Genomic DNA, 26,271 nt, shown 5'->3' on the forward strand with positions numbered 1-26,271 from the left:
GGTGGGCAGGAACCCCCCACGGGTTCCTGCCCACCGACCGGCCCCGGCGGGTCACCCGACGGGCCCCGGCTCGACGTCCTCGGCCGGCGACCGCGCCGCGTCGGCGCCTATGCCGGCGAGCACCGCGTGCAGGCGGCGGGTCGCGTTCTCGGCGTCGGCGAGTTCGTCCGGCGTCGGGACGACCGTGCCGAAGGACAGCCCGTGGGCGGCGGGCAGCACCCTCCAGTGGAGGACCGGCGCGAGTGCGGTGCTGGCCCCGGCGAGGAACCAGGCCAGCCGCCCGTGCGTCCGGGCGATGCCGATCGCGAGGACGGCGAGCGCCTCGCGCAGGCACTCCAGACGCTCGATGTCCGGCAGCGGCGGCCGGCCGGAGTCCGGACCCACCGCCTCCGCCAGACCCGACGCGGTCTTGAGCGCCAGCGCCGCATCGCCCGGCGCCAATTCCCACAGCCCGTCGTGGATCTGCCGTTCCGCCTCCGCGGCCAGGACCTCTATCTGGAGGGACATCCCCCGGACGTCGGGCTCCGGGGACGGCGGCCGCCCGCCGTGGGCCGTCACGCGGCGGCCCGGGTGCCGTGCCGCGACCCGGCGGGGTCGGCCGGGCCGGCCGCGGGCGGGACGTCGGTGCCGGGCGGTGTCCCGGTGTCGCCTGCGGTGTGCGGGTGCACGTCGCTGTGTCTCCCCCTGGGTACGGGCGCGGCGCGCCGATCTTGTGTCGCCCATGACTCTCGCCGCTCCGGAGCGCCGGCCGCAGCCCGCACAGCGAACCTCCGGCAGGGCGGCAGGCCGCGGAACGAAGCCGCAACGAAGCCGGGGCGGCCCGGCCGACCGGGGCGGCCTCCGTCCGTCGAGGGCCCGGTGGCGGGCGCGGGGGTTTGCGGACGGCCCTTCCGGTCAGTCGCACCAGGGGGGAGCCCGAGCAACCGCACGAAGGGAAGCGGCGACGTGAAGTCGAGCGTGAACGGCAGCCGGCCCGCCACGACGGCGAGGCCGGCAGGTGCCGCAGGACAGCGCACGGACGGCCACCCGCGACCGGTCAACGAACTGGTCCACGAGGCCGCGGACCTGGCCGCGGACCTGGTGCGCCAGGAGCTCCGGCTGGCCGGTGCGGAACTCAGTGCCAAGGGCAGACGGGCCGGCCGCGGCGGCGGCCTCCTCGGTGGCGCCGGGCTGCTCGCCGTCATCGGCCTGCAGGCCTTCGTGGCGGCAGCGATAGCCGGCCTGGCGCTGGTGATGCCGCTCTGGGCCGCCGCCCTCGTGGCCGGCGGCGTCCTGGCAGTCACCGCCGGCCTGCTCGCCCTGACCGGCCGGGGACAGCTGAGGAAGGCAGGGTCGCCCGTCCCCGAGCGGGCGGTCGCGACCAGCCGGACCGACATCGACGTGATCAAGGAGCGTGCACACCGATGACCCGCAGGCACAGCACGGACGAGGCCGCCCCGAGCGTGGCGGAACTGACCTCGCAGATCGCCGACACCCGCGACCGCCTCGCCGACACCGTCGGCGAACTCGCCGCCAAGGCCGACGTCGGCGCCCGGGTGCGCGACGCCGCCGAACAGGCACGGGACAGCGCCGGTCAGGCCGCCGAGCGCGCCAGGCGGCGGATCGGCCGCACCGGAGGCCGGTTGAAGGACGGGGTCGGCCGCACCGGAGACCGCGCCCGCCACGCCGTCGAGGCCCGGGCCGGGGACGCCGCCCACCGGCTGCGCGCCGGCACCTCCCACCTGAACCGGTTCGCCGCCGGCGTCGGCGACACGGCCGGAGCGGCGGTCGGCCGGCACCCGGAGACCTCCGCCCGCGAACTCGTCCTCCAGTCGGCCAGGTACGGTGCGCCGCTGCTGGCCGCGCTCGGCGGCGCCATGCTCGGGACGGCGGCCGTCCTGGCCCTGATGCGCCACCGGCGGTGACGAGCGGCCCCGCCCCGCCCGGAACGCCCGCCGGCTCCCCGCCCGAGTTGCCGCAGCACTCCTCACCAGGATCCCTGCGGCAGCCTCCGCGGGGCGTCGGCGGGCGCTTCGCGCTGCGGCCGGGCGGGGCACGGAACCCGCCGCCGCAAGCGGGCTCCCTCCCGACCCCGACGCTCCGGCTCGGTGACCGGTCCGGGACGGCGTGCGGTTCGGCCCATGTCCGTCCGGCTCAGCGTCCGGGCTGGGACCGCGTCCGGTCCGGAACAGCCGTCCGGTTCGGGCCGGCGTGTGATTCGGGACGGCGTTCGGGCCGGGTCAGTGTTCGGGCCGGGACGGCGGAGCGGCCCGCGGGGACGCCAACTCCGGCTCCAGGCCCTCCGTCGCCGGCGGAACGCCCAGGCCGAGTTCGTGTCGCCAGGCGTCGAAGGCCCAGGCGGCGGCCGCGACCAGCGCGCCGCCGACGAGCCACCCGCCGAGGACGTCGCTGGCCCAGTGCACCCCCAGCGCGACCCGGGTGAACCCCACCCCGGCCACGGACAGCGCGGCCAGCGCCCATGCCGCCGGCCTCAGCGCACGCGGCACCAGCGGCGCCGTCACCAGCAGCAGGATCCCGCAGGACACGGTCGCCGTCAGGGCGTGCCCGGACGGGAAGGAGAATCCGGGCGCCTGCGAAACCGGCGCGTCCAGGTGCGGCCGCACCCGTGCGACCGCCGTCTTCGTCACCAGCCCGATCACCCCGGCCGCGGTCTCGGTGGCGGCCGCCCACGCGGCCAGCCGCCAGGCCCTGCGCCACAGCAGCCAGAGCACGGCCGCCGCGACGGCCAGACGCATCGTCAGCGGATCCCACACCCCGTTGCTGAGCACGTCGAGGATCTTCAGCAGGCCCGGGTGCCGCAGCACGACGGCGTGCAGCCGCCCGGCCGCGCCGGAGTCGAAGTCCCGCAGCGGCGTCCACCGGAGCTCGATGAGCGCGAGCAGCACCCCCGCCGGCACGGAGGCGACCAGGAACGCCGCCGAGGCCGCGGCCATGCGCTCGCCCAGGTGCAGGTCCGCCGTCCGCAGTGCGGCCTTGGTCGGCCACCGGGGACGCCCGCCCTCGCGGCGGCTCACGACCGTGCTCCCCGCCGGTCCGGTATCGCGTCCGGGTCCGGTCCGGCGGGTGCGGGCCGGCCCGCGTGGTCCGCCTCCAGCTGCGCCGCGAACGCGATGCCGAGGAAGAGGGCGATCGCGGTCAGGTAGGACCAGACGAGGAGCGAGAAGACGACGCTGAGCGGCCCGTACACGGCGTCGAAGGAGCCGCTGAGGCGCAGGAACGCGCCCAGCAGCCAGGTCGAGGCCACCCACAGCACGAGGTAGAAGGCGGCGCCGAAGGCCAGCCAGCTGTAGCCGGGCTGGCGTCGGCGCGGCGCCCGGCGGAAGACGACGCTGGCCGCCACGACGGCCAGCACCACGCCCGCCGGCCAGCGCAGGACCGCCCAGGCCGCCGCGGCCCCCGGCCCGAGGCCGTAGACCTCGGCGACGGCGGCGCCGACCTGCCGGCCCGCCACCAGGACGACGAAGCCGATCCCGAGCGGCAGGCCGGCGGTCGCGGCCATCACGATGCCCCGGCCGTACTTGCGGTGGAAGGGCCGGTCGCGTTCGATGCCGTAGATCCGGTTCGCTCCGCGCTCGATCTGGCAGAGCCCGGTCACCAGGTTGACGAGGGAGAACACCGCCCCGGACCAGAGCGCGACCGCGCCGCCGTCGCCGGCCCGCTGCCGGCTGCGTTCGAGCACCTCGTGGACGAGGTCCGCACTGGCCCCGGACACGAGGCGCTCCAGGCTCGCCCCGAGCACGTCGCCGAGCCGCCCGGTGGGCAGCACCGACGACAGGCCGACCACGGCGATGGCGAAGGGCACCAGCGCCAGCACGGTCTGGAAGGCGAGGGCGCGGGCGTGGCTGAAGCCGTCGGCGTACCGGAAGCGCACGAAGGCGTCGCGGAAGAGGGACCAGCGGCCGTGGTCGCGCAGGGTCGCGACCGCTTCGTCGGCGGCGAGCGTGCCACCGCCGTCCTGCACCCGGGTGGCGGTTCCCATCAGGCCGCCGCTCCTTCCTGGCGGTCCCCCGTGCCGGTCGTCGCGGGCGCCGCCGCCGGCGCTGCCGGTGCCAGCACGGTGAGCACGCCGGGACGGACGCCCAGCCGCAGGCCGCGTCCCTCCGGCACCGGGTCGCCGTCCAGCTCGCGCGGGCAGGGCCGGTCGGCGACCAGGTCGACGCTGCGGGCCCGGAAGTGTTCGAACGGCCCGTCCGGTCCGCGTTCCGTACGGCCCCTGCCACGGCCCGTCAGCAGGGCGGCCACGGCGGCGAGCCAGCCGGCGGCCCCGCGGGGGTGAAGCAGGACGAGGTCCAGGACGCCGTCGTCCGGCTCCGCGTCCGGGAGCAGGCGCATGCCGCCCTGGAGCGAGCCGACGTTGCCGACCACGGCCATCCGCACCCGCCGCTCGAAGGGCGCCGCGCCGTCGAGACGGACGGTCAGACGGACGGGGCGGTCCCGCAGGTGGCGGGCCGCGCCGACGGCGTAGGCCGGCCAGCCGAGCCGCTGCTTGAGCCGTCGTCCGGTAGCGGCCATCACGGCCGCGTCGAGGCCCATGCCGGCCATCGCGGTGACCACGGCCCCGTCCATGCCGTCGCCGGTGGCCTCCGCGAGGTCGAGCCGGCGCGGCGCTCCGTCGAGGGCGGCCGCCAGCGCCGGCCCCGGCGCCGCCGGCAGGCCCAGGTTGCGGGCGAGCAGGTTGCCGGTACCGCAGGGGACGACGGCGAGCGTCGTCGCCGTCCCGGCGAGGGCCCCGGCGCAGGCCGTCACGGTGCCGTCGCCTCCGCACACCACCAGCAGCGTGGCGCCTGCCGCGAGGGCGTTCGCCGCCGCGGACCGCCCCGCGTCCTCGGCGGCGGTCTCGACCGTCGAGGCGACCGCGATGCCGCGGGCCGCGAGCACGGCGCGCACCTCGGACACCACTGCGGCACGTGCGACCACCGGATTCACCAACAGCACCACCCGGTCCACCAGTCGGTGCACGGCCCGGTCCGGGGCGCGGTCGACGAGCCGGGGCAGCCCGGCCGCGGCGGGGGTCGCGGCGGGGGAGCGGTCGGCGAGCACCGCCCGGTGCATCACCCACAGCGCCGCAGCGCCGTTCACCAGCCCGGCCAGCACGTCACTGGGATGGTGCATGCCCCGGTACAGCCGGCTCACCGCGACCAGCGGCGGCAGCAGCCAGAGCAGCGCGCACACCGCGTACCGCCACCGCCCGCGTACCAGCAGCAGGACCAGGACGCCCAGCCCGCCGTAGAGCGCGGTCGCGGCGCCGACGTGCCCCGACGGATAGCTGGAGGTCGGCAGCGCCCCGTCCAGCCGGACGACGTCCGGCCGGGGGCGGCCCACCAGTGCGGTGGCCGCCACGAACAGCACGGCCTGCACCGTCACCGCTCCCGCCAGGAAGACGGCCTCCCGCCACCGCCGCAGACGGCTGACGGTGAGCAGGACGAGCACCGTGAGGGCGGTGACCGCCACGACCGCGGGCGTGAAGGCGGCCGCCGACAGCCACCCGCTCCAGGTGGTGAGGGCCGCCCCGCGGTGCGCGGCCAGCCAGGTCGTCACCGCCGGCTCCCGGGGGTCCCACAGGCCGAACGGCGGATGGACGATCAGCACGCCCAGCAACACCAGTAGTGCGGCCTGCACCGCCATCGGCCCCAGCACCCGACGGGCGAGCCGTCCGCCATCACGAGTCGTCATGCCTGCCCGTGTCCCCCGAGCGGCCGGCGGTATCCGTGCCCGCCGCGAGCCGCGTCCGGGGCCGCGCGGCATTCGGACGTGTGAGCCGGTCATTTCCGGCAAGGCGTCGCACATCAGGCGTGCCGGTGGGGTGTTGTCGCCGCCGGCCGGAACGAGAGGAACGATGTCGTGGCCATGATCTCCCGACTGCCCGGTCCGCTCCACCAGCGCTGGGACTGGCAGCTGCAGGGTGCCTGCCGCCGGTCCGACGCACGGCTGTTCTTCCATCCGTCGGGAGAACGCGGGCGGGCCCACGACGCGCGGGAGGAGGCGGCCAAGCGGATATGCGGGGACTGCCCGGTGCGCGCCGAATGCCTCGCCCACGCGCTGAGCGTCCGCGAGCCGTACGGCGTCTGGGGCGGCATGGGCGAGGACGAGCGCCGGGCCCTCATGGGGCCGGCGCGGCGCAGGGCGTGCCGGACCGCCTGACGGCGGTGCGCCCGGCCGAACTCCGTGCCCGGTGGAACCTCGTGCCCGCCGGGGCGGTCAGGTGGCCGACAGGCCGTCGAGCAGGGCGAGGGCGTCCTCGACCGAGCCGGCCGGGTCGCTGACGGGGTAGAGCACGCCCCGGACGGTGCGGGCGGAGTCGAGGACCAGGGTGAGGCGCTTGAGGCGGTCCACGCCGGCGGCGCGGAAGGTGGGCAGCCGCAGCGAGGCGGCCAGCCGCAGGTCGGCGTCGGACAGCAGGGGGAACGGGATCCGTGCGTGCTCGGCGAACGCGGCCAGCTGGTCCGGGCGTTGGGTGCTGACGCCGTACACGGCGGCGTCGCGGGCGGCGAACTCGTCCATCCGGTCGCGGTAGGTGCAGGACTCCAGGGTGCAGCCCGCGGCGCCCGGGACGGCGCTCCAGCCCGGCGGGTAGTCCAGGCCGCCCGGTGCGTAGGCGCCGGGGTAGCAGTACAGCACCGTCCAGGCCCGGTCGGCGGCGACCGGGTCGACCCGGCCGCCGGAGGCCGCGGCGAGGTCGAACGCGGGCAGCCGGCGGCCGGTCAGTGCCATGACCCGGCGGGTCTCGGCGGAGTCGGCGGTACTGGTGCCGGAGAGCGAGCCGTCGCCCAGGACGTACCGCCCGCCCCAGTCCTGCAGGGCGACCAGGACGGGCAGCAGGCCGCGTCCGGTCTCCGTCAGGTGGTACTCGTAGCGCGGCGGGTGCGGGTGGTAGAGCCGCTTCTCCAGCACGCCGTCGGCGACCAGGGCCTTGAGGCGTTCGGTGAGGACCTTCCGGCTGATGCCGAGCGCACCCTGCAGCGCGTCGAACTGGTGCGTGCCGCCGGCGACGTCCCTGATCAGGAGCAGGGTCCAGGCGTCCCCGACGACCGTCAGGGCCTGGGAGATCGCGCAGTCGGGGTCAGCCGCTCCGGTGTGCCGCATGATCACCGATTATAGTGAGTTCCCTAAAGAGACTCACTTGCCAAGGGGTGGACGTGACGACGGAGACGGTGGACCCGCCGCAGGACGGGGCAGCCCGTGTCGGCGAGGTCGGCGAGGTCGGCGAGGTCGGCGAGGTCGGTCAGGTTGTCGGCGGGAGCGGGCCGGGCGGTGACGCGGCGGCGTTCTGGCGCTACTGGACGGCCTCGACGGTCAGCCGGCTCGGCGACCAGGTGACGGCGGTGGCGCTGCCGCTGCTCGCCGTGGTCACCCTGCACGCGACGGCCGTCCAGGTCGGCCTGATCACGGGCGCCGCCTACGTCGCCTGGCTGCTGATCGGGCTGCCCGCCGGCGTCCTCGTCCAGCGGCTGCCGCTGCGCGGCACCCAGGTCGCGATGGACCTCGTCCGGGGTGCCGCCGTCGCCTCGGTGCCCCTGGCGGCCGCCCTCGGCGTACTGGGCCTGCCGCACCTGGTGGCGGTCGCCCTGGTGGTCGGACTGGCGAGCGTCGTCTTCGACGTCGGCAACGCCACCTTCCTGCCCTCGATCGTCGCCAAGGAGCAGCTGACCGCCCGCAACAGCCTGGTCTCCGGCAGCTCCGCGGCGACCGAACTCGCCGGGCCCTCGCTCGGCGGCGTGCTGGTGCAGTTCCTCGGCGGCGCCGCGTCGGTGCTCCTGGACGCCTTCAGCTACCTCGCCTCGGCCGCACTGCTGCGCAGCCTGCCGTACGCCGGGCAGCCGGCCGGCGGGCGGCCGCACGCGGCCGGGATGCGGGAGCAGATCCGCGAAGGCTGGCGGTACGTCACCCGGCACCCGGTGATCGGGCCGTGCGCCGCCGACGCCACGGCCGTCAACTTCGTCTGCGGCGGGCTGATGACCCTCACCCCGGTCTTCCTGGTCCGCACCCTGGGCGCCCCGGCCGCCGTGGTCGGCGCCCTGATGGCCACCGCCGGTCTGGGCAGCCTGCTCGGTGCCGCCGCCACGCCCCGGCTGGTCGCCCGGCTCGGCAGCGGCCGCGCCCTGCGCCGGGCCGCCGCGGTCGCCGCCGTCTTCGCCTTCCTGCTCCCGCTGGCCGGCTCCGGCTGGGCCGCGCTCGTGTTCGCGGTCGGCAACGCCGGGTTCTCCGCCGCCGTGGTGGTGACGAGCATCGTGACCCGCACCCACCGGCAGACGCAGACCCCGCCGGAGCTGCTGCCCCGGGTGATGGCCACCGTCCGGTTCGTCTCCTGGGGTGCGATCCCGGTCGGCGCGCTCGCCGCCGGGGCCGCCGCCGAGGCCTGGGGGGCGCGTACGGCGCTGCTGCTGCTCGCGGTGTGCAGCGTGGCGAGCCCCGCGATCATCCTGGCGAGCCCCGTCCGCCGGATGCGCGACCTGGCCTGAGCCGGGGCCGTCGGCCGGGCCCCCCGGGCGGCCGGTCCGCGGGCGGCCCGGCCGCTCAGGACAGCGGACCGGCCTCGGCGGGGAGACCGGACGGGCCGAGGGCGCCGGACAGGTCGGCGAGGACGGCGAGGAGTCCGTCGCGGTGGAGGGCGGCGACGGGCTCCACCAGGTCAGGGTGGCGCAGCAGGGGCGCGGCGTCCGTGTCGCGTTGCGCCGGGACGACCAGGCGGCGCGGGTCCCCGGCGACGCCGGCGTGCTCGGTCGCCGCGACGGCCCGGTGGGCGCGCACCGCCAGTGCGGGGTCGGCGAGGAGGCAGGCCGCCCAGCTCACGACGGTCTCGTCGACCCAGGTGCGCCAGTCCGCGTCGGCATCGTCCGGGTGGCGGCCCGTCAGTTCGTCCAGGCGGCCGCTGCCGCCCGGGCCGAGGAGGTCGAGGAGTTCGGCGTCGAGCGTGGTCGGGTGGCGCAGCGCCGCGGCGACGGTGGCGGCCTGCTGTGCCTGGGCCTCGGCGGTGGCCCGGCTGAAGGCGCCGGGAGCCGGCGGGAAGGCGGTGAGCAGCCAGCGGGCGCAGGCGGCGACGACGGGGGCCGCGACGACGGGGGCCGGATCGGTGGGCATGGGCGGTCCTCGGACGCGTACCGGCCGCTACCCGGAGGGCGGCGGGAGCCGGTGGCTGCACGGGGCGGCGCTGCCCCGCGGGTGGCATGCCAGTGTAGGCAGGCCGGGGCCGGGAACGGCATGGCGCGCGTCACCCCCGCCGCCCCGCCGGGCGCAGCCGGCCCGGGGGCGTCCGGGAGGCCGGCATCACCGCCGGCTGCCGGGCTCCTCCAGGTCGACCGACCCGCCCGGCGGGATGCGGGCGTAGTCGGTTCCGTGCTCCTCCCGCAGCCAGCCGTCGAAGTTGTCCATGCCGACGGCACTGAGGTTGGCGTCGTGGATGGGGAATGCCCGGGCCGGCCGCACGGCGCGGACGAACTCGATCGCTTCGCGGAGCTTCAGCCACGGACCGGAGGCCGGGACGAGCAGGGTGTCGACCGGTTCGGCGGGAACGTGCAACGAGTCCCCGGGGTGGTAGAGACCGTCGACGACGAATCCCAGGTTGGGGCAGCCGGGCAGGCCGTCGATGATCTCGGCGTGCTCGCCGCCGACGGCCCGCACGGTGAACCCGGCCGCGGTGAAGGCGTCTCCCGCCGCGACGGCGGTCGCGCCGTCGCCGAGGGCCGCGGCCAGGGCCGGATGGGTGTGGACGGTCAGTGAGGGGTTGTCCTTCCGGGCGGCGGCGAGCTTGCCGAGGTCGAGGTGGTCCGCGTGCTCGTGGGTGATGAGCACGGCGGTGGCACCGGAGAGGGCTTCCGCTTCGGAGAGGGTGCCCGGGTCGATCACGAGCACCCGGTCGCCGTCCTCGATGCGCACACAGGCGTGGCCGTACTTCGTCAGACGCATCCGGCCAACCTACCGTCACGAGCCGCTCGGCATCGGCGACATGGGCCGGCCGGCTACGCCCGGGCCCGGGCGACCCGGGACGTTCCGGTCACCGCCATCACGAGGGAGTACAGCGAGGTCGTCGCCGTGATGAAGAGGCGGTTGTTCTTCGGCCCGCCGAAGGCGAGGTTGGAGACGGGCTCCGGGACGCGCAGGCGGCCGATGAGCGTGCCGTCCGGGTCGTAGCAGTGCACGCCGTCCTCCAGGGCCGCCGCCCAGAGCCGGCCGCCGTCGTCGAAGCGGATGTTGTCGAAGCCGCTCTCCGGCGACTTCGCGAAGACCTCGCCGTCCGAGAGCGTGCCGTCCTCGCGCACGTCGAAGACGCGGATGTGGCGCTGCCGGCTGTCCGCCACGAAGAGCCGCTGCTCGTCGGGGGAGAGGACCAGCCCGTTGGGGCCCTCGAAGCCGTCCGCGACGAGCCGCACCTCGCCGCTGCCCGGGTCGATCCGGTACACGTTGCAGGCGCCGATCTCGGCCTCGGCGCGGTGGCCCTCGTAGTCGCTGGTGATGCCGAAGTCCGGGTCGGAGAACCAGACCGAGCCGTCCGAGTGCACCACGGCGTCGTTGGGCGAGTTGAGCCGGCGGCCCCGGTAGCGGTCGGCGAGCACGGTGACCGACCCGTCGTGCTCGGTGCGGGTCACCCGGCGGTTGCCCTGTTCGCAGCTGACGAGCCGGCCCTGGCCGTCCAGGGTGTTGCCGTTGCTGTGGCCGGCGGGGGAGCGGAAGACGCCGACCGCGCCGGTGGCCTCGTCCCAGCGCAGCATCCGGTCGTTGGGGATGTCGCTCCAGATCAGCTGACGCCAGGCCGGCAGGTAGACCGGGCCCTCCGCCCAGCGGCAGTCCCCGTGCAGCTTCTCCAGGCGGACGTCGCCGTTGGCGCACCGCCCGGTGCGGAAGCGGTCGTCCAGAATCTCGTACAGGCCGTGGTTCATATCGCTGGACACCATCATCCCTCTGTTGCGTATGGCCGAATGTCATTCGGTGATGGATGAGTATGACAGAAGCCGATATGGTTCCACCATGGCATCGGAGAACCTCGACGAGACCGACCGCGCACTGATCGCACTGCTGCAGCAGGACGCCGGCCGGGCCTACGCGGCCCTGGGCAGGGCGGTCGGGCTGTCCGCGGGCGCCGCCCACGAGCGCGTCCGCAAACTCCGCGAGCGCGGTGTCGTCCGCCGCACCACCGTCGAGGTCGACCCCAAGGCGCTCGGCCTCGGCGTCCTCGCCTTCGTGATGGTCGAGTCCTCGGCCTGGATGGGCGACTCCGCCGAGGCCTTCGCCGCGATCCCGGAGATCGAGGAGGCCCACATCATCGCCGGCAGCGCCTCCGTCCTGGTGAAGGTCCGCACCGCCACCACCGAACAGCTCCAGGACGTGCTGCGCCGCCTCTACGCCGTCGAGGGCGTCAACGGCACCCAGGCCACGGTCTCGCTGGAGACCTTCTTCGAACGCCCGCCGTCCCCCGCCATCCCGCCCGTCTGAGCGCCGGGGACGGGCGCGCCGCCCGGCGTGACCCCGCCCGTTGCGCGAGGGCCACCGATGCGCAGTCGATGCGTCGGCAGGTGGTCGGCCGTTCCTCCGTTGGTCCGGCGGCAGACGGGTAGGCGCGGCCGTGCCCGCGCGCGAAGGCGCCGGGCACGGGAGAGGAGAGCGTGATGATCATCAGGAAGCTGCACGAGGCGGGCCTCAGGTCCGAGCACGCCTACCTGGCCGCCGTGGCCTCGATCGGGCTGTCGTTCATGTCGTGGACGGCCTCGGCGAAGATGGAGCGGTCCGGGATCGACCGGGCGGACCGATGGGGCATCTTCGTCGGCGAGTGGGCACCGACCTTCTTCTGCCTCGGACTCGCCCTCGCCCGGTACGAGAGCGTCGGGGCCGACAACCCGCTGTGGTCCGACGACCCGCGGGTCAGCGCGCCGGCGTGACCGTCCACCGGCCGACTGCCCGACCGTCAGGAGGAGCAGACATGAAGGGGCACGAGCAGGACCCGCCCGACACCCGCGGCGCGAGCCCGCACCCGCAGCGGACGGTGAAACCGGGCGACGAGGCGGTCGGCGACCGCTCCTACGGCGACCGGGCGTCCGCCACGGACCCGTCGCCGCCGCGGAGCCGGCCCGCGGACGGTGACGACCTGCGCGAGGGGTACGACGCGACCGCCGACGCCGCGAGCACCCTCCGCCGGACCCGCGGCCCCGAGCAGGAACGGTCCGGCGAACGGTGACGCGGGGCCGCGGTGAAGAGGTCGTGTGCGCCGGGATGGCGGCCCGCACCGGGGGCAGACGCGCCCCGCGAGGGCCGGACGGACCGTCCGGCGGACACAGGGGAGGTCGGTGCAGTGGCCATAGCGGGACTGTTCGCGTTCGCGGTCATGCTCTTCGGGACGGGACTGGGGTTGGCGGTCGCCGCGGTGGGGCTGGCGGGCCGTCTGGCCTCCGCCCCCGCCCGCCGGGCCCGGCCGGCCGGCCGGGCCCGTGGATGACCTCGGGCCGCAGCGCGGATTCCGCAGGTGTCCGGCGGCCGGCGTCCCCGGGCGTGTGCCGGGCACCGCGTCCGACCGGAAGGGAACGGCGATGGTGACCGCGGAGACCGGGTTCGGTGATGTCGCCCTCGATCTGATCGCCGGTCAGTGCCACGCACCGAACGCGGGGCACGACGGGCCGGCAGGTGCGAGACGCCGGGAGCGCGGGCGACCGCGAGCTCGCGGCCTTCTTCCACGATGGTTCCGGGAGGCGGATCGGGCATGAGTCTCGTCAAGATCGTCTACAAGCCGGTGGGCATGTTGGTGGGCGCCCTCGGCGGCCTGCTGGCCGGCGCCGTGTTCAAGCAGGTCTGGAAGCTCGCCGGGCACGGGGAGGACGCGCCGGAGGCCACCGACAGGGACCGCAGCTGGGGTGAGGTGCTGCTCGCCGCAGCCCTGCAGGGCGCGGTGTTCGCGCTGGTGAGAGCGGCACTGGACCGCGGTGGTGCGGCAGCCGTCCACCGGGTGACCGGTCACTGGCCCGGGGACGGGTGAGCCGCCCGAGCCGCTGCCGCGACGGTCACCACCGGCGGACGGGACTCGCCGCTCCCGGACTTCCCGGGGTCGGGGCGCCCGCCCGGTGCGGCCGGCCGTTCGCCCGTGGCGCGCCGTCCGCAGCCGCACCCGACCCGTCGGCGGCGACGGCGACGACGGCGGCCGGGCGGGCGCGGTCGACGGTGAACACCCGGTCGGTCTCGGTCAGCCGCAGCAACTGGCGCATCTGCCGGCGCGGGGCCGCCAGCCGGAAGGCGACGCCGACCTCGAGGGCGGCCTCCCGGCCGCGCAGCAACGCGTTCAGCCCGGCCGCGGCGCAGAACTCCAGCCCGCTGCAGTCCACCACCACGGCGGCCGGGGCCGGCCGGGCGGCCACCGCCTTGCGCAGCGCCGCCTGCAACTGGCCGGTGGTGTCCATGTCGGCCTCGCCGAGGACCTCCACCACCCGCACACCCCCCGGGCCGGCGCGATGGGCGATGCGGAGCACGGGCTGCACGTCGGCCTCCTGTCGATCGGGTGCCTGCGTCGGACGGTCCTGCCCTGAAAGCCTGAACGCACCGGCCGTGCCGCCGCAGCCCTCCGGGCGAAGTCCGGTGATCCGCCCAGGTCACCGGGCGAAGCCGACGGACACGACCGGCCCGGCACCGCCGCAGCGGTGCGGATGCCGCAGGCCGGGCAGGCGCCCCCCATGGTGCAGATCGGATACACGATGATGACCGAGCAGCGGGCCCCGCGGGCCCTGGTCGCCGACGCCGTGGACGCCGAGCGGGCGGGCTTCGACTTCTCCGTGATCTCGGACCACTACTTCCCGTGGCTCGACGAACAGGGCCACGCCCCGTACGCCTGGGCGGTGCTCGGCGCCGCCGCCCAGGCCACCTCGAAACTCCCGCTGATGACCTACGTCACCTGCCCGACCTTCCGCTACCACCCGGCGGTGGTCGCGCAGAAGGCGGCCACGCTCCAACTGCTGTCCGAGGGCAGGTTCCGGCTCGGCCTGGGCAGCGGCGAGAACCTCAACGAGCACGTGGCGGGCCGCGGCTGGCCCGCGGTCGCGGTGCGCCACGCCATGCTCGCCGAGGCGGTCGGCATCGTCCGGGCACTCTTCGGGGGCGGGTACGTGACCCGGCACGGCCGGTACTTCACGGTCGACGGCGCGAGGCTGTGGGACCTGCCCGACCGGCCGCCGCCGATCGGCGTCGCGGTGTCCGGGCCCGCCTCCTGCGAACTCGCCGGGCGACTGGCGGACCTGGTGATCGCCGTCGAGCCGGACGCGGCCCTGATCGCCGGGTTCGCGGCGCACGGCGGGGCGGGGAAGCCCGCCGTCGGCCAGCTGCCGGTCTGCTGGGACCGGGACCGCGGGGCCGCGGTACGGCGGGCCCACGAGCAGTTCAGGTGGTTCGGCGGCGGCTGGAAGGTCAACGCCGAACTTCCGGGCACCGCGGGGTTCGCCGCGGCGAGCCGGTTCGTCCGCCCGGAGGACGTCGCCGGATCCGTCCCCTGCGGAGACCGGGTCGAGGACTTCGTCGACGCCGTCCGCCCGTACGCCGAGGCGGGCTTCGGCGAGGTCGCCCTCATCCAGATCGGCGGCGACAGCCAGCCCGCCTTCCTGGAGTGGGCCGGCGGGACCTTGCTGCCGGCCCTGCGGGAGGCGTTCCCCGATCGCCGCGAGGGGCGCACGTGACCGTCGGCGCCGGAGGAGGCGATCCCGGATCGCGGGCCGTTCCCGTCCGAGGGGCGAGACGAATGGGCCTCCCGGGGCAGGCGCCCTTGACGGGGTCGGCGCGCGGGTCGACACTCCGGCAGGGGAGTCCTCGAACGCGGGCGGAGGGGTCGTGGGGCAGACGGAGCCGGTCACCGGCGGCGTGGCGCACGCCGTCCGGCTGCTGCCCGTCCTGACGTCCCGTCGCCACATCGACCTGCTGCGGGTGTGCAGCAGCCTGGCAGGCAGACCCCGCCTCCGCGGCGGCCGCGGCCCGGTGGCCGCCGCCTGACGTCGCGCCAGGTCCCTTCTCCGGCCCGCCGGCCGTCCCCCGCTTCCCCGCCGGATACCGGCACGCGTGCGCGTGCCCGCGCAGTCTGGGAGACCCTCATGCCCGCATCGTCCCCGTCCGCCGTGCCCTCCTTCCGAGGGAGGATCGGGCGCGACGCCCGCAGCGGCTACAGCGCCGTGCCGCACCGCTACCGGCTCCACCTCGCCCGCTCCTGTCCGGACTGTCTCCGGATCGCCGTCACCCACAGCCTCCTCGCCCTCGACGACGTGCTGCCGATCGGCTGGCTGCCGGCGCTGCCCGACGACGGCGACGGCGGGTACCTGGCCCTGCGGCCACTGTACGAGGCCACCTCGCACCGGCACCGCGGACCGGCCGCGGCCCCGGTGCTCAGCGACGACTGGAGCGGACGGATCGTCAGCACCGACAGCGGCGAGATCCTCACCGACCTGGCCCACCGCTTCGACCGGGACGGCAGGAACCTCCGGCCGGCCGGGGCGGGAACCGCCGTCGAGGCGGTGGCCCTGCTCTGCGAACGCGGCCTCGACGCGGCCGCCCAGCGGGCCGGCCTGGCCGGCACCGCCCCGGCCGAGCGCGAGGCGGCCCTGCGGAGCCTGCTCGCCGGGCTCGGCGCGATCGAGCAGCGCCTGGCCGACCGCGAACACCTGCTGGACGGGGGACCGACCCTCGCGGACGTCCACGTCTGGGTGAGCCTCGTGGAACTGGACACCGTCCACCGCTGGCACCTGCACGCCGCCGCCGTCGACCGGGTCGCCGACCACCCCAGGGTCTGGGCCTACGCCCGGCGACTGGCCGGACACCCCGCCTTCGGCCGCCACCTCGACCTGGAGGGGACCGGCCTCCGCCACCGCGCCCACTGCCGGGGCGAGGAGGACGCGGGCGCGGCGATGCCGATCGTGGACTGGGCGCAGTACGCGCGGGCACGGACCCCCGTGTCCGGCTGAACGGCCCCCGCGGACCGGCCGGCCCCTCCCGCGGCCCGGCCGGGCCCGGTCGTGCCGGCGGACGCGGCGCTCCCGCCCTCAGACGGAGGGGTGCCCGGTGTCGCGCCACCCCGGCTCGCCGCCCCACACCTCGGCGACGCTCGGGTGGCGCACCGCCTCCAGGGTGTCGTCGGCGAGCAGATCGGCGATCAGGGCACGGCTGCCGAAGACCTCGGTGGCACTCAGGTCCCAGTCGGTGACGACGAACCAGGAGCGGTCCGGCGGCCACCAGTGGGCCGGGAACTGCGTGCTGTGGATCCCCCCGCGGCCGGGACCGGCGTCGTGGTGGGCGACCGCCTCGTCGAGCCGGCCGCGGCGGACGGGCACCGGCGCGCAGGCGTCCTCGATCGCGGCCTGCGCCCAGTAGCACTCCGTGCGCAGCCCGTCGGCGCTGTGCCGCGCCACCACCTCGACGAGGCGGCCGAGGCACTCCCGGTCGATCTCCCCGAGCGACGGATCGAAGCCCTCCGGCACCGGCAGCCCCGTGAAGACACGCCACGAGGGCGTGTACCGCCAGTCCTCCAGACGCCTGCCGGTCCTCGCCAGCAGGTCGCCCCAGTGCAGGCGCCGCCGCCCCTCGTAGGCGGTGTGCAGCACCCAGCAGCGGTCCGCGAACCCCTCCCGGGGCTCGTGGCCGAGCAGGTCCTCCTCCAGCCGCCGGCGCATGCCGCCCAGCGGATCGTCGTCCGGTACGCGCCTCACCACGCGCTCCCCGCCGGTGCGGGCGGCACCGCCACCGGAATGCCGTCCGGCCGGCCGGCGAGCAGGGCCGCGACGTGGTCGGCGCAGCGCAGGGCCGCCTCGGCCATCGCCCGTCCGGTCATGCCGGCGACGTGCGGGGTGAGCAGGGCCCGGGGGAGGCCGAACAGCGGAGAGGCGAACGCGGCGTGCTCGTGGGCGAAGGTGTCGACGGCGGCCGCGGACAGCGGATGGGCCGGGTCGCGCAGGGCGTCGGCGAGGGCCTGCTCGTCGACGATGCCGCCGCGCGAGGTGTTCAGCAGGATCGACCCGGGCCGCATCAGCGCCAGCTCCGCCCGGCCCACCAGCCCCGCCGTGTGCGCGGTGAGCGGCAGGTGCAGGGACACCACGTCGCTGGTGGCGAGCAGCGCGGCGAGGGACTCCACCCGGCGGACCGGTGGCCCGGCCGGGCTCCGCGACCACCCCTGGACGGCCATGCCCAGGAGGCGGGCCCGCTCGGCCAGCGCCAGACCGATCCGGCCGAGTCCCGCGATGCCCAGGGTCAGGTCGCCCAGTTCGACCGCGGGCGCGGACGGTGCGCTCCAGCGGCCCCGGTGCGCCGCCCCGTTGTGCGCCACCAGGTCGCGCGTCAGGGAGAGCAACTGGGCCAGCGCGAACTCGGCCACCGCGTTGGCGTTGGAGCCGGGCGTGTGGGTGACGGCGACACCGTGCCGGGCCGCGGCCGCCAGGTCGACGTGGTCGGTGCCCGCCCCGGCCCGGCCGATCACCCGGAGCCGGTGGGCCAGCGCCCCGTCGGTCGCCGCCGCGAGGAAGGCGGCCCGCAGCGGGACCCCCGCGCGGGACTTCAGCGCGTCGTAGCCGCGCCCACCCCGAACCACCTCGCCGATCAGTGCCGCTTCGTCGAACGGGTCGACATCGGTGAACTCGACCCGGTCCGCCCACGCCGCCACCGCGGACGCCCGGTCGGCCACCCGCCGCAGGTTCAGCGTGACGGCCAGACCGTGCCCGACCAGTCGCTCCACCTCGCGGTCGAGCAGTGCCCCGGGAGCCGCGTCCACCAGCAGGATCCGCCCCACACCCACCCCCTTCTCCGGACCCGGACCTTATGCGGCCCGCCGGTGGCAGCGGAAATCCCCGTGTTCGGAGCCCGCCGCCGCTGGGTAGACGCATCTGCCGCCAGGACGGAAGGGGAGTGGTCGGCCATGGCCGGACTCACGGTGACCAGGGGATCGATGCCGCAGGGCCCCGTGCTCTTCCTGGACGGGGAGGTGGACCTCTACAGCGTCCCCGCACTCGCCGAGGCGCTCGAGGACGCGGTGGACCTCTGCCCGCCCGGTGCGCCGGTCACGGTCGACATGGCGCAGGTGGAGTTCTGCGACTCCTCCGGCCTCAACGCCCTGCTGAAGGCCAGGGCCCGGGCCGACCGGCGGAGCGTGGCCGTGCAGGTGGCGCGTCCCTCCCCGCAGGTGGCGCGCCTGCTCACCGTCACCGCGACCGCGGAACTGCTGCTGCCACCGGCCCGCGGGGCCGACTGAGATCCCGCGGCGCGGACCGGGAACGGCTCGACCGGCCCGGACCAGTCCGAACGACCGCCGGCTCCGAATGGGGACGAGCGGGGGACACCGAACCGCCCGCCGCCCGAGGGAGGAGACCCCGTGGTCACCGTCGAACGCCGGATCCCGGTCGGCCGGCCCGCCGAGGACGTGCTGCGCTACCTCGCGGACTTCGGCCACACGCCCGAGTGGGACCCGGGCACGGTCAGCTGCGTCCGCACCGACACCGGCCCCGTGACGGAGGGGTCGCGTTGGACGAACACCTCACGCTTCCGCGGACGCACCACCCAACTGGAGTACCGGCTCGTCCGCCGGGAACCGGACCGCCTGCTGTTCGTGGGCGAGAACGGAACGGTCACCGCCACCGACGACATCACCGTCCGGCCGACCGACGGGGGCGGCGCGGTCGTCGACTACCGGGCGCAGCTGCGCTTCAAGGGCGTGGCGAGGCTCGCCGCACCGTTCCTCCGGGGCGCGTTCGAGGAACTCGCGGACGGCGTCGCGGACCGGCTGCCGCAGGTCCTCGCCGCCCGCTGACGCCCCCGCTGACGCCTTCCACCGAGGCCGCCCCGGGCGGCAGCCGGCTGGAGGTTCCACCGGGAACCCCACTCACTCGAACCGCGCGGGATCGCCGGCCCCGCGCCGGACGATCTCCGCCTCGCCGCTGGAGAAGTCGACCACCGTCGTCGGCTCGGTGCCGCAGTCGCCCGAGTCCACGACGGCGTCCAGCACGTGGTCGAGCCGCTCCTTGATCTCCCAGCCCTGCGTCATCGGCTCCTCCTCGCCGGGCAGCAGCAGGGTGCTGGAGACCAGCGGCTCGCCGAGCTCGGCGAGCAGCGCGCGGGCGACGGTGTGGTCCGGGATCCGGACGCCCACCGTCTTCTTCTTCGGGTGCTGCAGCCGGCGCGGCACCTCCTTGGTCGCGGGCAGGATGAAGGTGTAACTGCCCGGGGTCGCCGCCTTGATCGCGCGGAACACGTCGTTGTCGATGTGGACGAACTGGCCCAGCTGCGCGAAGTTCTCGCACACCAGCGTGAAGTGGTGGCGGTCATCCAGCCGCCGGATCGACCGGATCCGCTCCAGACCGTCGTGGTTGTCCAGTCGGCAGCCGAGCGCGAAGCAGGAGTCGGTGGGGTAGGCGATCAGCGCCCCGGAGCGGAGACTGTCGGCGACGGTGCCGATGGTGCGCGCCTGAGGGGTCTGCGGGTGCACGTCGAAGTACTTTGCCATTGGCCAAACTTACGGCATCCGCCCGGGGCCCGGGCGGGACGCGCCGACCCCGCCGGCGCACCGGACCGGACCGTCCCGGAGGTCCGGCACCCGGTGCGGTCGAGGGCGTGGCGCCCCCGTCGGCGGCGCCGAAGTCCCGGGCGGCGAACGCCCCGCAGGACCGGACGGCGGGACCGGCCGGCGCGATCGGCGGCCGGCGCGGAATCGACAGGTGGCGGGCGGCGGCGATCGGGCAGACGCCGGGGGAGGAACGGTCCGCACCGGCACCGGCGGGTGCGGCACCCGGTCGCGCGCGGGAGGTGGTCACGATGGCGGCGGACGGCGAGCGGCCCGGCCCGCAGGGTCCCGCGACGGCCCCGGGCGGACTGCTGGACGTGCTGGGCGTCGCGGCCGTCGTCCTCGACGGCCGGGGCCGGATCGCGCTGTGGAGCCCGCCGGCCGAGGCACTGTTCGGCCACACCGGCGCGGAGGCCCTCGGGCAGGACGCGCTCGACCTGCTGGTCGGCGGCACCCGCCCCGGCCGGGCGTGGGAGGACTTCACCCGGGCGACGGCGGACGGCGGCGTCCGGGCGGGCGCGTTCCCCGCCCGGCACAAGGACGGGCGCACGGTGGAGGTCGAGTTCCGCACCATGCGCCTGCAGGCCGGGGCCGGGCAGTGGTGCGTCCTCGGCATCACCTCCGAGCGGCGGACGCTGGCCCGGCTGGAACGGGACCTGGCGCTGTCCGCGCGGATGGTCGGACAGGCGCCGATCGGCCTCGCCGTCCTGGACACCGAGCTGCGCTACGTCCTCGTCAACGAGGCGCTGGAGCGGATCAACGGCGTGCCCGCCGCGGACCACCTCGGCCGCACCCGGGCCAGGTCCTCGGGCACCTGGACGTCGCCGCGATCGAGGAACGGATGCGGCAGGTCCTGGCCACCGGGGAGCCGGTGCTGGAGGAGTTCGCCACCGGGCGCCCGCTCTCCGACTTCGGCCGCGAACACGCCTGGACCTCCTCCTACTACCGGCTGGACGACCGGACCGGCGACGTACTGGGGCTGGCCGTCACGGTGACGGACGTGACCGCCGAGCACGAACAGGCCCAGGAGGCCTCCCGCGCCCGCCGCCGGCTCTCACTGGTCGCCGACGCCTCGATGCGGGTCGGCACCACCCTGGACGTGGCGGCGACCGCCCGGGAACTCGCGGACGTCACCGTGCCCGAGGTCGCCGACACCGCCGCCGTCGACCTGCCGGACCCCGCCGCACCCTCGACGACACCTGCGACCTCCTGCTCGCCGCGCTGCGCCGCCCCGACACCGACGACGACGTCGCCCTGCTCATCGCCCGCGTCCTGCCCACCCCGGCGGCCGGCCGCCCGTGAGCGCGCCGACAGCGGCCCCGCGCACCCCCGCCGAGCGGCAGCCGGAGGGTGCGCGCAGCCCGCGTAGCCGCCGACCGGCCGGGTACACGCGGCCACGACCGTCACGGACCGGGACGGACACCGGTGAGCACGGAGGCCGGCCATGGAACCAGCACTGGACCGGATCGCACAGCCCTGGGGCGACCGCACCCCCTACGGGCGCGGGCAGCCGTGGCCGGTGCGCGTCGACTCCTTCCTGGCACCCGGCACCACCGCGGACAGGGTGGAGCGGTGGGCGCAGAGCGCGTCGCTGCTGCACTCCGACGGGGACGCCATGGACATCGCGGTCGCCGGAGGGCGGATCGTGGGCGTGCGCGGCCGTGCCGTGGACCGGGTCAACCGGGGACGGCTCGGACCGAAGGACCTCTTCGGCTGGCAGGCCAACCACGCCGCCGACCGGCTGACCACCCCGCTGGTGCGCAGGGACGGCCGGCTGGAGGCCTGCGACTGGGACACCGCCATGTCCCGCGTCGTCACCGAGGCGAAGGGCCTGCTGCGCGAGCGCGGTCCCGGCTCGATCGGCTTCTACACCAGCGGGCAGCTCTTCCTGGAGGAGTACTACACGCTCGCGGTGATCGCCCGGGCCGGGATCGGCACCAGCCACCTGGACGGCAACACCCGGCTGTGCACCGCCACCGCCGGCGAGGCGCTGAAGGAGACCTTCGGCAGCGACGGCCAGCCCGGCTCGTACGCGGACGTCGACCACGCGGACGTCATCGCGCTGTTCGGGCACAACACGGCCGAGACCCAGCCGGTGCTGTGGATGCGCGTCCTGGACCGCCTCGCCGGGTCCGACCCGCCGCGGCTGGTGTGCGTCGACCCGCGGCCCACCCCGGTGGCCCGCCGCGCCACCGTGCACCTCGCCCCCCGTTCCGGCACCAACGTGGCGCTGCTGAACGCCCTGCTGCACGAGATCGTCCGCACCGACCGCGTCGACCGCGCCTTCGTCGAGGCCCGCACCGTCGGCTTCGACGAACTCGCCGAGCAGGTCGCCGACTGCACACCGGCGTGGGCGGCGCGGATCTGCGACGTCCCGGCCCGGGACATCGAGCGGGCCGCCGAGGTCCTGGGCGGCGCCGAGCGGCTGCTGTCCACCGTGCTGCAGGGCGTCTACCAGTCCCACCAGGCGACCGCGGCCGCCGTCCAGGTCAACAACCTGCAGCTGATCCGCGGCATGCTCGGACGGCCGGGCTGCGGCGTCCTGCAGATGAACGGCCAGCCCACCGCCGAGAACACCCGCGAGTGCGGCGCCGACGGCGACCTGCCGGGATTCCGCAACTGGGAGAACGAGCAGCACGTCGCCGACCTCGCGAGGGTGTGGAACGTCGAACCCGCACGGATCCCGCACCACGGGCCGCCCACCCCGGCGATGCAGATCTTCCGCTACGCCGAGCAGGGCTCGATCCGGATGCTGTGGATCTCCGGCACCAACCCGGCCGTCTCGCTGCCCGAGCTGCACCGCATCCGCGACGTCCTCGGCCAGGAACGGCTGTTCACCGTGGTCCAGGACCTGTACCCCACCGAGACCGCGCAACTCGCGGACGTCGTGCTGCCCGCCGCGACCTGGGGCGAGAAGACCGGCACCTTCACCAACGCCGACCGCACCGTCCACCTCTCCGAGAAGGCCGTCGACCCGCCCGGCGCGGCCCGTCCCGACCTGGACATCCTGCTCGACTTCGCCCGCCGGATGGACTTCCGCGACAAGGACGGCGGTCCGCTCGTCGGCTGGCACGACGCCGACTCGGCGTTCGAGGCATGGAAGGAGTGCAGCCGCGGCCGGCCCTGCGACTACACCGGCCTCAGCCACGACCGGCTGCGCGGCCGCAGCGGCATCCAGTGGCCGTGCACCGGGGACGTGCCGGACGGCACCGAGCGGCTCTACACCGACGGCATCACCTGGGCCGCCGCGGAGGACTGCGAGAGCTACGGCAAGGACCTGGTCACCGGGGCCGCCGTCTCCGAGACCGAGTACCGGGCGCTCAACCCGGACGGCAAGGCGGTGCTCAAGGCCGCCGAGTACCTGCCGCCGCACGAGGACACCAGCGCGCAGTACCCGCTGCAGCTGAACACCGGCCGCACCCTGTACCACTTCCACACCCGCACCAAGACCGGCCGCGTCCCGCAGCTGAACGCCGCCGCCCCCGAGGTGTGGGTCGAGCTCTCCGTGGGCGAGGCGCAGCGGCACGGCGTCGCGGAGGGCGACCTGGTCGAGGTCGCGAGTCCGCGGGGATCGGTGCGCGGTCGGCTGCGGATCACCGGCATCCGCGACGGCATGGTCTTCCTGCCCTTCCACTACGGCTACTGGGACACCCCCGGCGGCCACCGGCCGGACGGCCGGAGCGGCCGGGCCGCCAACGAGACGACGATCACCGACTGGGACCCGGTCTCCAAACAGCCGGTCTTCAAGACCGCCGCCGCCCGGCTCACGCTGGTCGAGCGGGCCGGCGGAGCCGTCTCCCCGGCGCCCACCACCACCGCCTCCGCCCCGGTCGACCCGCGCTCCGCGCCGCCGACCACCGGAGGACCGGACGCCGTGGCCACCCAGACCTCCGGAGCCGTACCGGCCGGGGAAGGAGACGGACCGTGAACGGCATCGCGATCATCCTGCGGGCCCTGTACGACGGCGAGCGGCGCATGGAACGCGAGCTGCTCGCCGCCGCCGACCGGCACCGTGCCGACCACGAGGTCCACCACGTCGCCACCGACGTCGCCCGCTGGTCCCACGAGCACGCCGAACGCATCGCCCGCACCGCACGGCACTACGGTCTCGACCTGCCGGGCCCGGCCGGCGAACCCGGCGCGGGACCATCGGCGCCCGTCGGGCGGCACCCGGCCGAGCAGGCCCCCGGAACCGGCCTGCCCCTGCTGGACGACCTGTGCGGCCTCCACCTGGCCGCCACCGGGAACTCGCTCCACTGGGAGATGCTCGCCCGACTCGCGCAGGCCGCGCGCGAGGACCGCCTGCTCGGCCTCGCCACCGCCTGCCATCCGCAGACCCTGCGTCAGATGCGCTGGACCGACACCGTGATCAAAACCCTCTCCCCGCAACTGCTCGCCGGCGCGTGACGACCGGGACGCCGTTTCGTCCGGGCCCCCGGGGTAGGCGCAGAGTCGGCCCGCGACAGGACACAGGAACCCGGAGGACGGGATGAACGACCGAGGACCGATCAAGAAGATCGTCGACAAGGCGGAGGAGGTCCTGGCCGAGTCGCCGCCCGAGTTGCCCGGCGCGCCCGGCCCCGAACCCCCGCAGGTGGAGGAGCCCACCGAGCCGCGGCCCCCGCTGCCGCCGAAGCCCGACCAGGCGGCCCCGCGGCCCGTCTCCGCGACCGGCCGCGCGGACGGCTCGGACCCCGGAGCGCGCGCCCAGAACGGGGAGTTCCTCACCACGGCGCAGGGCACCCGCCCGGCGGACTCCGACCACTCCCTCAAGGCCGGGCCGCGCGGGCCCGTCCTGCTGCAGGACCACCACCTGCGGGAGAAGATCACCCACTTCGACCACGAGCGCATCCCGGAACGCGTGGTGCACGCCCGCGGCGCCGGCGCCCACGGCGTCTTCCGCAGCTACGGCAGTGCGGCGAACCTGACCACGGCGGCCTTCCTCGCCGGTGACGCCGAGACGCCGGTGTTCGTCCGGTTCTCGACCGTGCTCGGGTCCCGCGGCTCCGCGGACACCGTGCGCGACACCCGCGGATTCGCCACGAAGTTCTACACCGCCGAGGGCGTCTTCGACCTGGTCGGCAACAACATCCCGGTGTTCTTCGTCCAGGACGCGATCAAGTTCCCGGACGTCGTCCACGCCGCCAAGCCGCACCCGGACCGGGAGATCCCGCAGGCGCAGTCCGCCCACGACACCTTCTGGGACTTCGTCTCGCTGCACACCGAGGCCACCCACCACACCCTGTGGAACATGTCCGACCGCGGCATCCCCCGCTCGTACCGGACGATGGAGGGCTTCGGCGTGCACACCTTCCGCCTGGTCGACGCCGAGGGCGGCACCACCCTGGTGAAGTGGCACTGGAAGCCGAAGCTCGGCGTCCACTCGCTGGCCTGGGAGGAGGCACAGCTGATCGCCGGCGCCGACCCGGACTTCCACCGGCGCGACCTCTACGACGCCATCGAGGCCGGCGCCTTCCCGCAGTGGGAGCTGGGCGTCCAGGTGCTCCCCGACACCCCGGAGCAGACCTTCGAGGGCATCGACCTGCTCGACCCCACGAAACTCGTCCCCGAGGAACTCGCCCCCGTCCAGCCGGTCGGCCTGCTCACCCTCGACGCCAACCCGACCGACTTCTTCGCCGAGGTCGAACAGGTCGCCTTCCACCCCGGACACCTCGTCCCGGGCATCGACGTCACCGACGACCCGCTGCTGGCGGGCCGGCTGTTCTCCTACCTGGACACCCAGATCACCCGCCTCGGCGGCCCCAACTTCGCCCAGATCCCGGTCAACCGCACCCACGCCCCGGTCAACGACATGCTCCGCGACGGCTTCCACCAGGACGCCGTGCACAGCGGAGTGGCGCCCTACAAGCCGAACTCCCTGGACGGCGGCTGCCCGTTCTTCGCCGGCACCGCGGAGCACGCCTTCATCGAGCACCCCGTTCCTCTGCCCGCCGCGGCGAAGGTCCGCGAGGCGCCCGCCTCCTTCGACGACCACTTCGGCCAGCCCCGGATCTTCTGGGCCAGCATGAGCCCGACCGAGCGCGAGCACATCATCGCCGCGTACACCTTCGAACTCGCCAAGTGCCACGAACAGGCGGTCAAGGAACGCAGCCTCCGGGTCCTCGCCGAGATCGACCCGCGGCTCTGCGCCGAGGTGGCCGACGGGCTCGGGCTGCCCGCACCGGAATCGACCGGGTACGCCGCGGGGACCCCGAGCCCCGCCCTCTCCCAGATCGGTCGGACCTGGCCGACCGCCGGCCGGGTGATCGGCATCGTCGCAGGCCCGGACGGCGACCTCGAAGCGCTCACCGCCGCCCGCCGGGCGGTGCTCGCCGCGGACATGGTGCCGCTGGTCGTCGCCCCCGCCGGCGGGCGGCTGACCGCGGACGGCGCCGACCCGGTGGCCGTCCAGCGGACCTTCGCCACCGCCCGGTCGGTCGAATTCGACGCCGTGCTGCTCGCCGGCGCACCCGCGCCGGGCCCCGACGCCGACGGCGGCCGCGACGCCAAGGCCGGAATCCCGTCCGACGGCGGGGTCGACCCCCGGGTCACCCTGCTGCTCGGCGAGGCCTGGCGCCACGCCAAGGCCATCGGCGGCTGGGACGGCGCCGACCGCGCCCTGCGGGCCGCCGGCATCCCCGCCGACGCCCCCGGCGTCGTCCTCGGCGAGGACGGCGAGTCCGTGCTGAGCGGGATCACCGAGCTCCTCGCCGGCCACCGCGTCTGGGACCGGTTCCCCGCACCGCCGCCCGAGGCCGGCTGACGGTTGCGGGAGCGTCACC

The 26,271-nt window shown here is 75.7% G+C and carries 30 protein-coding genes and 2 pseudogenes; 20 read left to right on the forward strand and 12 right to left on the reverse strand.

The window, feature by feature from the left end; genetic code table 11:
* Positions 1 to 51: 51 nt before the first annotated feature.
* Complete coding sequence (locus tag AB0O09_RS34195) at positions 52 to 507, reverse strand: hypothetical protein (RefSeq protein WP_363548702.1); 456 nt, start codon at positions 505 to 507, stop codon at positions 52 to 54.
* Positions 508 to 945: 438 nt separating this feature from the next.
* Here AB0O09_RS34195 and AB0O09_RS34200 point away from each other — a divergent pair, with 438 nt between their 5' ends.
* A complete protein-coding gene (locus tag AB0O09_RS34200) occupies positions 946 to 1,407 on the forward strand; it encodes a phage holin family protein (RefSeq protein WP_363548704.1) in 462 nt (153 codons plus the stop codon).
* Positions 1,404 to 1,904, forward strand: a complete 501-nt coding sequence (locus AB0O09_RS34205; RefSeq protein ID WP_363548706.1) for a DUF3618 domain-containing protein — start codon at positions 1,404 to 1,406, stop codon at positions 1,902 to 1,904. The genes AB0O09_RS34200 and AB0O09_RS34205 overlap by 4 nt, the downstream gene beginning before the upstream one ends.
* 315 nt (positions 1,905 to 2,219) lie before the next feature.
* Here the strand turns inward: AB0O09_RS34205 and AB0O09_RS34210 are convergent, their stop codons facing one another.
* Genes AB0O09_RS34210 through AB0O09_RS34220 form a run of 3 tightly spaced genes read right to left on the reverse strand, consistent with a single transcriptional unit; the run spans position 2,220 to position 5,673 of the window.
* Positions 2,220 to 3,014, reverse strand: a complete 795-nt coding sequence (locus AB0O09_RS34210; RefSeq protein WP_363548708.1) for a phosphatase PAP2 family protein — start codon at positions 3,012 to 3,014, stop codon at positions 2,220 to 2,222.
* Entirely contained in the window at positions 3,011 to 3,979 is a 969-nt protein-coding gene (locus tag AB0O09_RS34215) for a YihY/virulence factor BrkB family protein (protein ID WP_363548710.1), read from the reverse strand. Before AB0O09_RS34215 ends, AB0O09_RS34210 begins: the two co-directional genes overlap by 4 nt.
* A complete protein-coding gene (locus AB0O09_RS34220; protein WP_363548712.1) occupies positions 3,979 to 5,673 on the reverse strand; it encodes a diacylglycerol kinase family protein in 1,695 nt (564 codons plus the stop codon). Before AB0O09_RS34220 ends, AB0O09_RS34215 begins: the two co-directional genes overlap by 1 nt.
* Before the next feature lie 168 nt (positions 5,674 to 5,841).
* On the opposite strand from AB0O09_RS34220, the gene AB0O09_RS34225 reads away from it, so the two are divergent.
* Entirely contained in the window at positions 5,842 to 6,141 is a 300-nt protein-coding gene (locus AB0O09_RS34225; protein ID WP_363548714.1) for a WhiB family transcriptional regulator, read from the forward strand.
* A gap of 57 nt (positions 6,142 to 6,198) precedes the next feature.
* Here the strand turns inward: AB0O09_RS34225 and AB0O09_RS34230 are convergent, their stop codons facing one another.
* Positions 6,199 to 7,083, reverse strand: a complete 885-nt coding sequence (locus AB0O09_RS34230; protein WP_363548716.1) for a winged helix-turn-helix transcriptional regulator — start codon at positions 7,081 to 7,083, stop codon at positions 6,199 to 6,201.
* A gap of 53 nt (positions 7,084 to 7,136) precedes the next feature.
* Between AB0O09_RS34230 and AB0O09_RS34235 the strand changes: the two genes are divergently transcribed.
* Complete coding sequence (locus AB0O09_RS34235) at positions 7,137 to 8,459, forward strand: MFS transporter (RefSeq protein ID WP_363548718.1); 1,323 nt, start codon at positions 7,137 to 7,139, stop codon at positions 8,457 to 8,459.
* A gap of 55 nt (positions 8,460 to 8,514) precedes the next feature.
* Here AB0O09_RS34235 and AB0O09_RS34240 read toward each other — a convergent pair whose 3' ends face one another.
* The 3 genes from AB0O09_RS34240 to AB0O09_RS34250 all read right to left on the reverse strand — a co-directional run bounded on the left by AB0O09_RS34240 (position 8,515) and on the right by AB0O09_RS34250 (position 10,874).
* Positions 8,515 to 9,078: a hypothetical protein gene (locus tag AB0O09_RS34240; protein ID WP_363548720.1), complete on the reverse strand. Its 564-nt coding sequence runs from the start codon at positions 9,076 to 9,078 to the stop codon at positions 8,515 to 8,517.
* Positions 9,079 to 9,264: 186 nt separating this feature from the next.
* Complete coding sequence (locus tag AB0O09_RS34245) at positions 9,265 to 9,903, reverse strand: MBL fold metallo-hydrolase (protein WP_363548722.1); 639 nt, start codon at positions 9,901 to 9,903, stop codon at positions 9,265 to 9,267.
* Positions 9,904 to 9,956: 53 nt separating this feature from the next.
* Positions 9,957 to 10,874: an SMP-30/gluconolactonase/LRE family protein gene (locus tag AB0O09_RS34250; protein WP_363548724.1), complete on the reverse strand. Its 918-nt coding sequence runs from the start codon at positions 10,872 to 10,874 to the stop codon at positions 9,957 to 9,959.
* Between the two features lie 88 nt (positions 10,875 to 10,962).
* Here AB0O09_RS34250 and AB0O09_RS34255 point away from each other — a divergent pair, with 88 nt between their 5' ends.
* The 5 genes from AB0O09_RS34255 (at position 10,963) to AB0O09_RS34275 (ending at position 12,958) form a co-directional block, all read left to right on the forward strand.
* Positions 10,963 to 11,427, forward strand: a complete 465-nt coding sequence (locus AB0O09_RS34255) for an Lrp/AsnC family transcriptional regulator (RefSeq protein WP_363548726.1) — start codon at positions 10,963 to 10,965, stop codon at positions 11,425 to 11,427.
* A gap of 173 nt (positions 11,428 to 11,600) precedes the next feature.
* Positions 11,601 to 11,870, forward strand: a complete 270-nt coding sequence (locus tag AB0O09_RS34260) for a hypothetical protein (RefSeq protein ID WP_363548728.1) — start codon at positions 11,601 to 11,603, stop codon at positions 11,868 to 11,870.
* A 41-nt stretch (positions 11,871 to 11,911) separates the two neighbouring features.
* On the forward strand, positions 11,912 to 12,166 hold the full coding sequence (locus AB0O09_RS34265; RefSeq protein ID WP_363548730.1) for a hypothetical protein: 255 nt from the start codon (positions 11,912 to 11,914) through the stop codon (positions 12,164 to 12,166).
* A gap of 114 nt (positions 12,167 to 12,280) precedes the next feature.
* The gene (locus AB0O09_RS34270) at positions 12,281 to 12,424 is read left to right on the forward strand and encodes a hypothetical protein (RefSeq protein ID WP_363548731.1); all 144 of its coding nucleotides are present in this window, start codon (positions 12,281 to 12,283) and stop codon (positions 12,422 to 12,424) included.
* A gap of 261 nt (positions 12,425 to 12,685) precedes the next feature.
* Positions 12,686 to 12,958: a DUF4235 domain-containing protein gene (locus AB0O09_RS34275; protein WP_363548733.1), complete on the forward strand. Its 273-nt coding sequence runs from the start codon at positions 12,686 to 12,688 to the stop codon at positions 12,956 to 12,958.
* 25 nt (positions 12,959 to 12,983) lie between these two features.
* On the opposite strand, the gene AB0O09_RS34280 is transcribed toward AB0O09_RS34275, so the two are convergent.
* Positions 12,984 to 13,454, reverse strand: a complete 471-nt coding sequence (locus tag AB0O09_RS34280) for an STAS domain-containing protein (RefSeq protein ID WP_363548735.1) — start codon at positions 13,452 to 13,454, stop codon at positions 12,984 to 12,986.
* Positions 13,455 to 13,646: 192 nt separating this feature from the next.
* Here AB0O09_RS34280 and AB0O09_RS34285 point away from each other — a divergent pair, with 192 nt between their 5' ends.
* The 3 genes from AB0O09_RS34285 (at position 13,647) to AB0O09_RS34295 (ending at position 15,911) form a co-directional block, all read left to right on the forward strand.
* Complete coding sequence (locus AB0O09_RS34285; protein ID WP_363548737.1) at positions 13,647 to 14,639, forward strand: TIGR03557 family F420-dependent LLM class oxidoreductase; 993 nt, start codon at positions 13,647 to 13,649, stop codon at positions 14,637 to 14,639.
* Positions 14,640 to 14,790: 151 nt separating this feature from the next.
* Positions 14,791 to 14,949 carry a hypothetical protein gene (locus tag AB0O09_RS34290; protein ID WP_363548739.1) on the forward strand — a complete coding sequence of 53 codons (159 nt, stop codon included), beginning with the start codon at positions 14,791 to 14,793 and terminating at the stop codon, positions 14,947 to 14,949.
* Between the two features lie 98 nt (positions 14,950 to 15,047).
* Complete coding sequence (locus AB0O09_RS34295; protein WP_363548741.1) at positions 15,048 to 15,911, forward strand: glutathione S-transferase C-terminal domain-containing protein; 864 nt, start codon at positions 15,048 to 15,050, stop codon at positions 15,909 to 15,911.
* A 78-nt stretch (positions 15,912 to 15,989) separates the two neighbouring features.
* Here the strand turns inward: AB0O09_RS34295 and AB0O09_RS34300 are convergent, their stop codons facing one another.
* Together AB0O09_RS34300 and AB0O09_RS34305 are read right to left on the reverse strand one after the other, a co-directional pair.
* Positions 15,990 to 16,652, reverse strand: coding sequence for a hypothetical protein (locus AB0O09_RS34300; protein WP_363548743.1), 663 nt, complete (start codon positions 16,650 to 16,652; stop codon positions 15,990 to 15,992).
* Positions 16,649 to 17,725 (reverse strand): NAD(P)-dependent oxidoreductase, encoded by a 1,077-nt coding sequence (locus AB0O09_RS34305; RefSeq protein WP_363548745.1) that lies wholly within the window; start codon positions 17,723 to 17,725, stop codon positions 16,649 to 16,651. Before AB0O09_RS34305 ends, AB0O09_RS34300 begins: the two co-directional genes overlap by 4 nt.
* Positions 17,726 to 17,851: 126 nt before the next feature.
* Here AB0O09_RS34305 and AB0O09_RS34310 point away from each other — a divergent pair, with 126 nt between their 5' ends.
* Both AB0O09_RS34310 and AB0O09_RS34315 read left to right on the forward strand, forming a co-directional pair.
* The gene (locus tag AB0O09_RS34310; protein WP_363548747.1) at positions 17,852 to 18,184 is read left to right on the forward strand and encodes an STAS domain-containing protein; all 333 of its coding nucleotides are present in this window, start codon (positions 17,852 to 17,854) and stop codon (positions 18,182 to 18,184) included.
* Positions 18,185 to 18,304: 120 nt separating this feature from the next.
* Positions 18,305 to 18,739, forward strand: a complete 435-nt coding sequence (locus AB0O09_RS34315; protein ID WP_363548749.1) for an SRPBCC family protein — start codon at positions 18,305 to 18,307, stop codon at positions 18,737 to 18,739.
* A gap of 72 nt (positions 18,740 to 18,811) precedes the next feature.
* Here AB0O09_RS34315 and AB0O09_RS34320 read toward each other — a convergent pair whose 3' ends face one another.
* Positions 18,812 to 19,432, reverse strand: a complete 621-nt coding sequence (locus AB0O09_RS34320; RefSeq protein ID WP_363548751.1) for an L-threonylcarbamoyladenylate synthase — start codon at positions 19,430 to 19,432, stop codon at positions 18,812 to 18,814.
* A 308-nt stretch (positions 19,433 to 19,740) separates the two neighbouring features.
* On the opposite strand from AB0O09_RS34320, the pseudogene AB0O09_RS34325 reads away from it, so the two are divergent.
* The 6 genes and pseudogenes from AB0O09_RS34325 to AB0O09_RS34350 all read left to right on the forward strand — a co-directional run.
* Positions 19,741 to 20,271: pseudogene (locus tag AB0O09_RS34325) on the forward strand (PAS domain-containing protein); the annotation flags it as partial.
* Between the two features lie 59 nt (positions 20,272 to 20,330).
* Positions 20,331 to 20,444 (forward strand): annotated as a pseudogene (locus AB0O09_RS34330) (hypothetical protein); the annotation flags it as partial.
* A 45-nt stretch (positions 20,445 to 20,489) separates the two neighbouring features.
* A complete protein-coding gene (locus AB0O09_RS34335) occupies positions 20,490 to 20,858 on the forward strand; it encodes a hypothetical protein (protein ID WP_363548789.1) in 369 nt (122 codons plus the stop codon).
* Between the two features lie 75 nt (positions 20,859 to 20,933).
* Complete coding sequence (locus AB0O09_RS34340; protein WP_363548753.1) at positions 20,934 to 23,417, forward strand: nitrate reductase; 2,484 nt, start codon at positions 20,934 to 20,936, stop codon at positions 23,415 to 23,417.
* Positions 23,414 to 23,896, forward strand: a complete 483-nt coding sequence (locus tag AB0O09_RS34345; RefSeq protein ID WP_363548755.1) for a hypothetical protein — start codon at positions 23,414 to 23,416, stop codon at positions 23,894 to 23,896. Before AB0O09_RS34340 ends, AB0O09_RS34345 begins: the two co-directional genes overlap by 4 nt.
* Before the next feature lie 82 nt (positions 23,897 to 23,978).
* A complete protein-coding gene (locus AB0O09_RS34350) occupies positions 23,979 to 26,252 on the forward strand; it encodes a catalase (protein WP_363548757.1) in 2,274 nt (757 codons plus the stop codon).
* The last annotated feature ends 19 nt before the right edge of the window (positions 26,253 to 26,271 follow it).

This window comes from Kitasatospora sp. NPDC093679, from assembly GCF_040683455.1.
In the GTDB taxonomy this organism is placed as follows: domain Bacteria; phylum Actinomycetota; class Actinomycetes; order Streptomycetales; family Streptomycetaceae; genus Kitasatospora; species Kitasatospora arboriphila.

Coding starts and splice junctions, on each gene's coding strand:
- AB0O09_RS34195 (WP_363548702.1), bottom strand. CDS start 507: ATGTCCCTCCAGATAGAGGTCCTGGCCGCGGAGGCGGAACGGCAGATC.
- AB0O09_RS34205 (WP_363548706.1), top strand. CDS start 1,404: ATGACCCGCAGGCACAGCACGGACGAGGCCGCCCCGAGCGTGGCGGAA.
- AB0O09_RS34215 (WP_363548710.1), bottom strand. CDS start 3,979: ATGGGAACCGCCACCCGGGTGCAGGACGGCGGTGGCACGCTCGCCGCC.
- AB0O09_RS34220 (WP_363548712.1), bottom strand. CDS start 5,673: ATGACGACTCGTGATGGCGGACGGCTCGCCCGTCGGGTGCTGGGGCCG.
- AB0O09_RS34230 (WP_363548716.1), bottom strand. CDS start 7,083: ATGCGGCACACCGGAGCGGCTGACCCCGACTGCGCGATCTCCCAGGCC.
- AB0O09_RS34240 (WP_363548720.1), bottom strand. CDS start 9,078: ATGCCCACCGATCCGGCCCCCGTCGTCGCGGCCCCCGTCGTCGCCGCC.
- AB0O09_RS34245 (WP_363548722.1), bottom strand. CDS start 9,903: ATGCGTCTGACGAAGTACGGCCACGCCTGTGTGCGCATCGAGGACGGC.
- AB0O09_RS34250 (WP_363548724.1), bottom strand. CDS start 10,874: ATGAACCACGGCCTGTACGAGATTCTGGACGACCGCTTCCGCACCGGG.
- AB0O09_RS34255 (WP_363548726.1), top strand. CDS start 10,963: ATGGCATCGGAGAACCTCGACGAGACCGACCGCGCACTGATCGCACTG.
- AB0O09_RS34260 (WP_363548728.1), top strand. CDS start 11,601: ATGATCATCAGGAAGCTGCACGAGGCGGGCCTCAGGTCCGAGCACGCC.
- AB0O09_RS34265 (WP_363548730.1), top strand. CDS start 11,912: ATGAAGGGGCACGAGCAGGACCCGCCCGACACCCGCGGCGCGAGCCCG.
- AB0O09_RS34275 (WP_363548733.1), top strand. CDS start 12,686: ATGAGTCTCGTCAAGATCGTCTACAAGCCGGTGGGCATGTTGGTGGGC.
- AB0O09_RS34285 (WP_363548737.1), top strand. CDS start 13,647: ATGGTGCAGATCGGATACACGATGATGACCGAGCAGCGGGCCCCGCGG.
- AB0O09_RS34295 (WP_363548741.1), top strand. CDS start 15,048: ATGCCCGCATCGTCCCCGTCCGCCGTGCCCTCCTTCCGAGGGAGGATC.
- AB0O09_RS34310 (WP_363548747.1), top strand. CDS start 17,852: ATGGCCGGACTCACGGTGACCAGGGGATCGATGCCGCAGGGCCCCGTG.
- AB0O09_RS34320 (WP_363548751.1), bottom strand. CDS start 19,432: ATGGCAAAGTACTTCGACGTGCACCCGCAGACCCCTCAGGCGCGCACC.
- AB0O09_RS34340 (WP_363548753.1), top strand. CDS start 20,934: ATGGAACCAGCACTGGACCGGATCGCACAGCCCTGGGGCGACCGCACC.
- AB0O09_RS34350 (WP_363548757.1), top strand. CDS start 23,979: ATGAACGACCGAGGACCGATCAAGAAGATCGTCGACAAGGCGGAGGAG.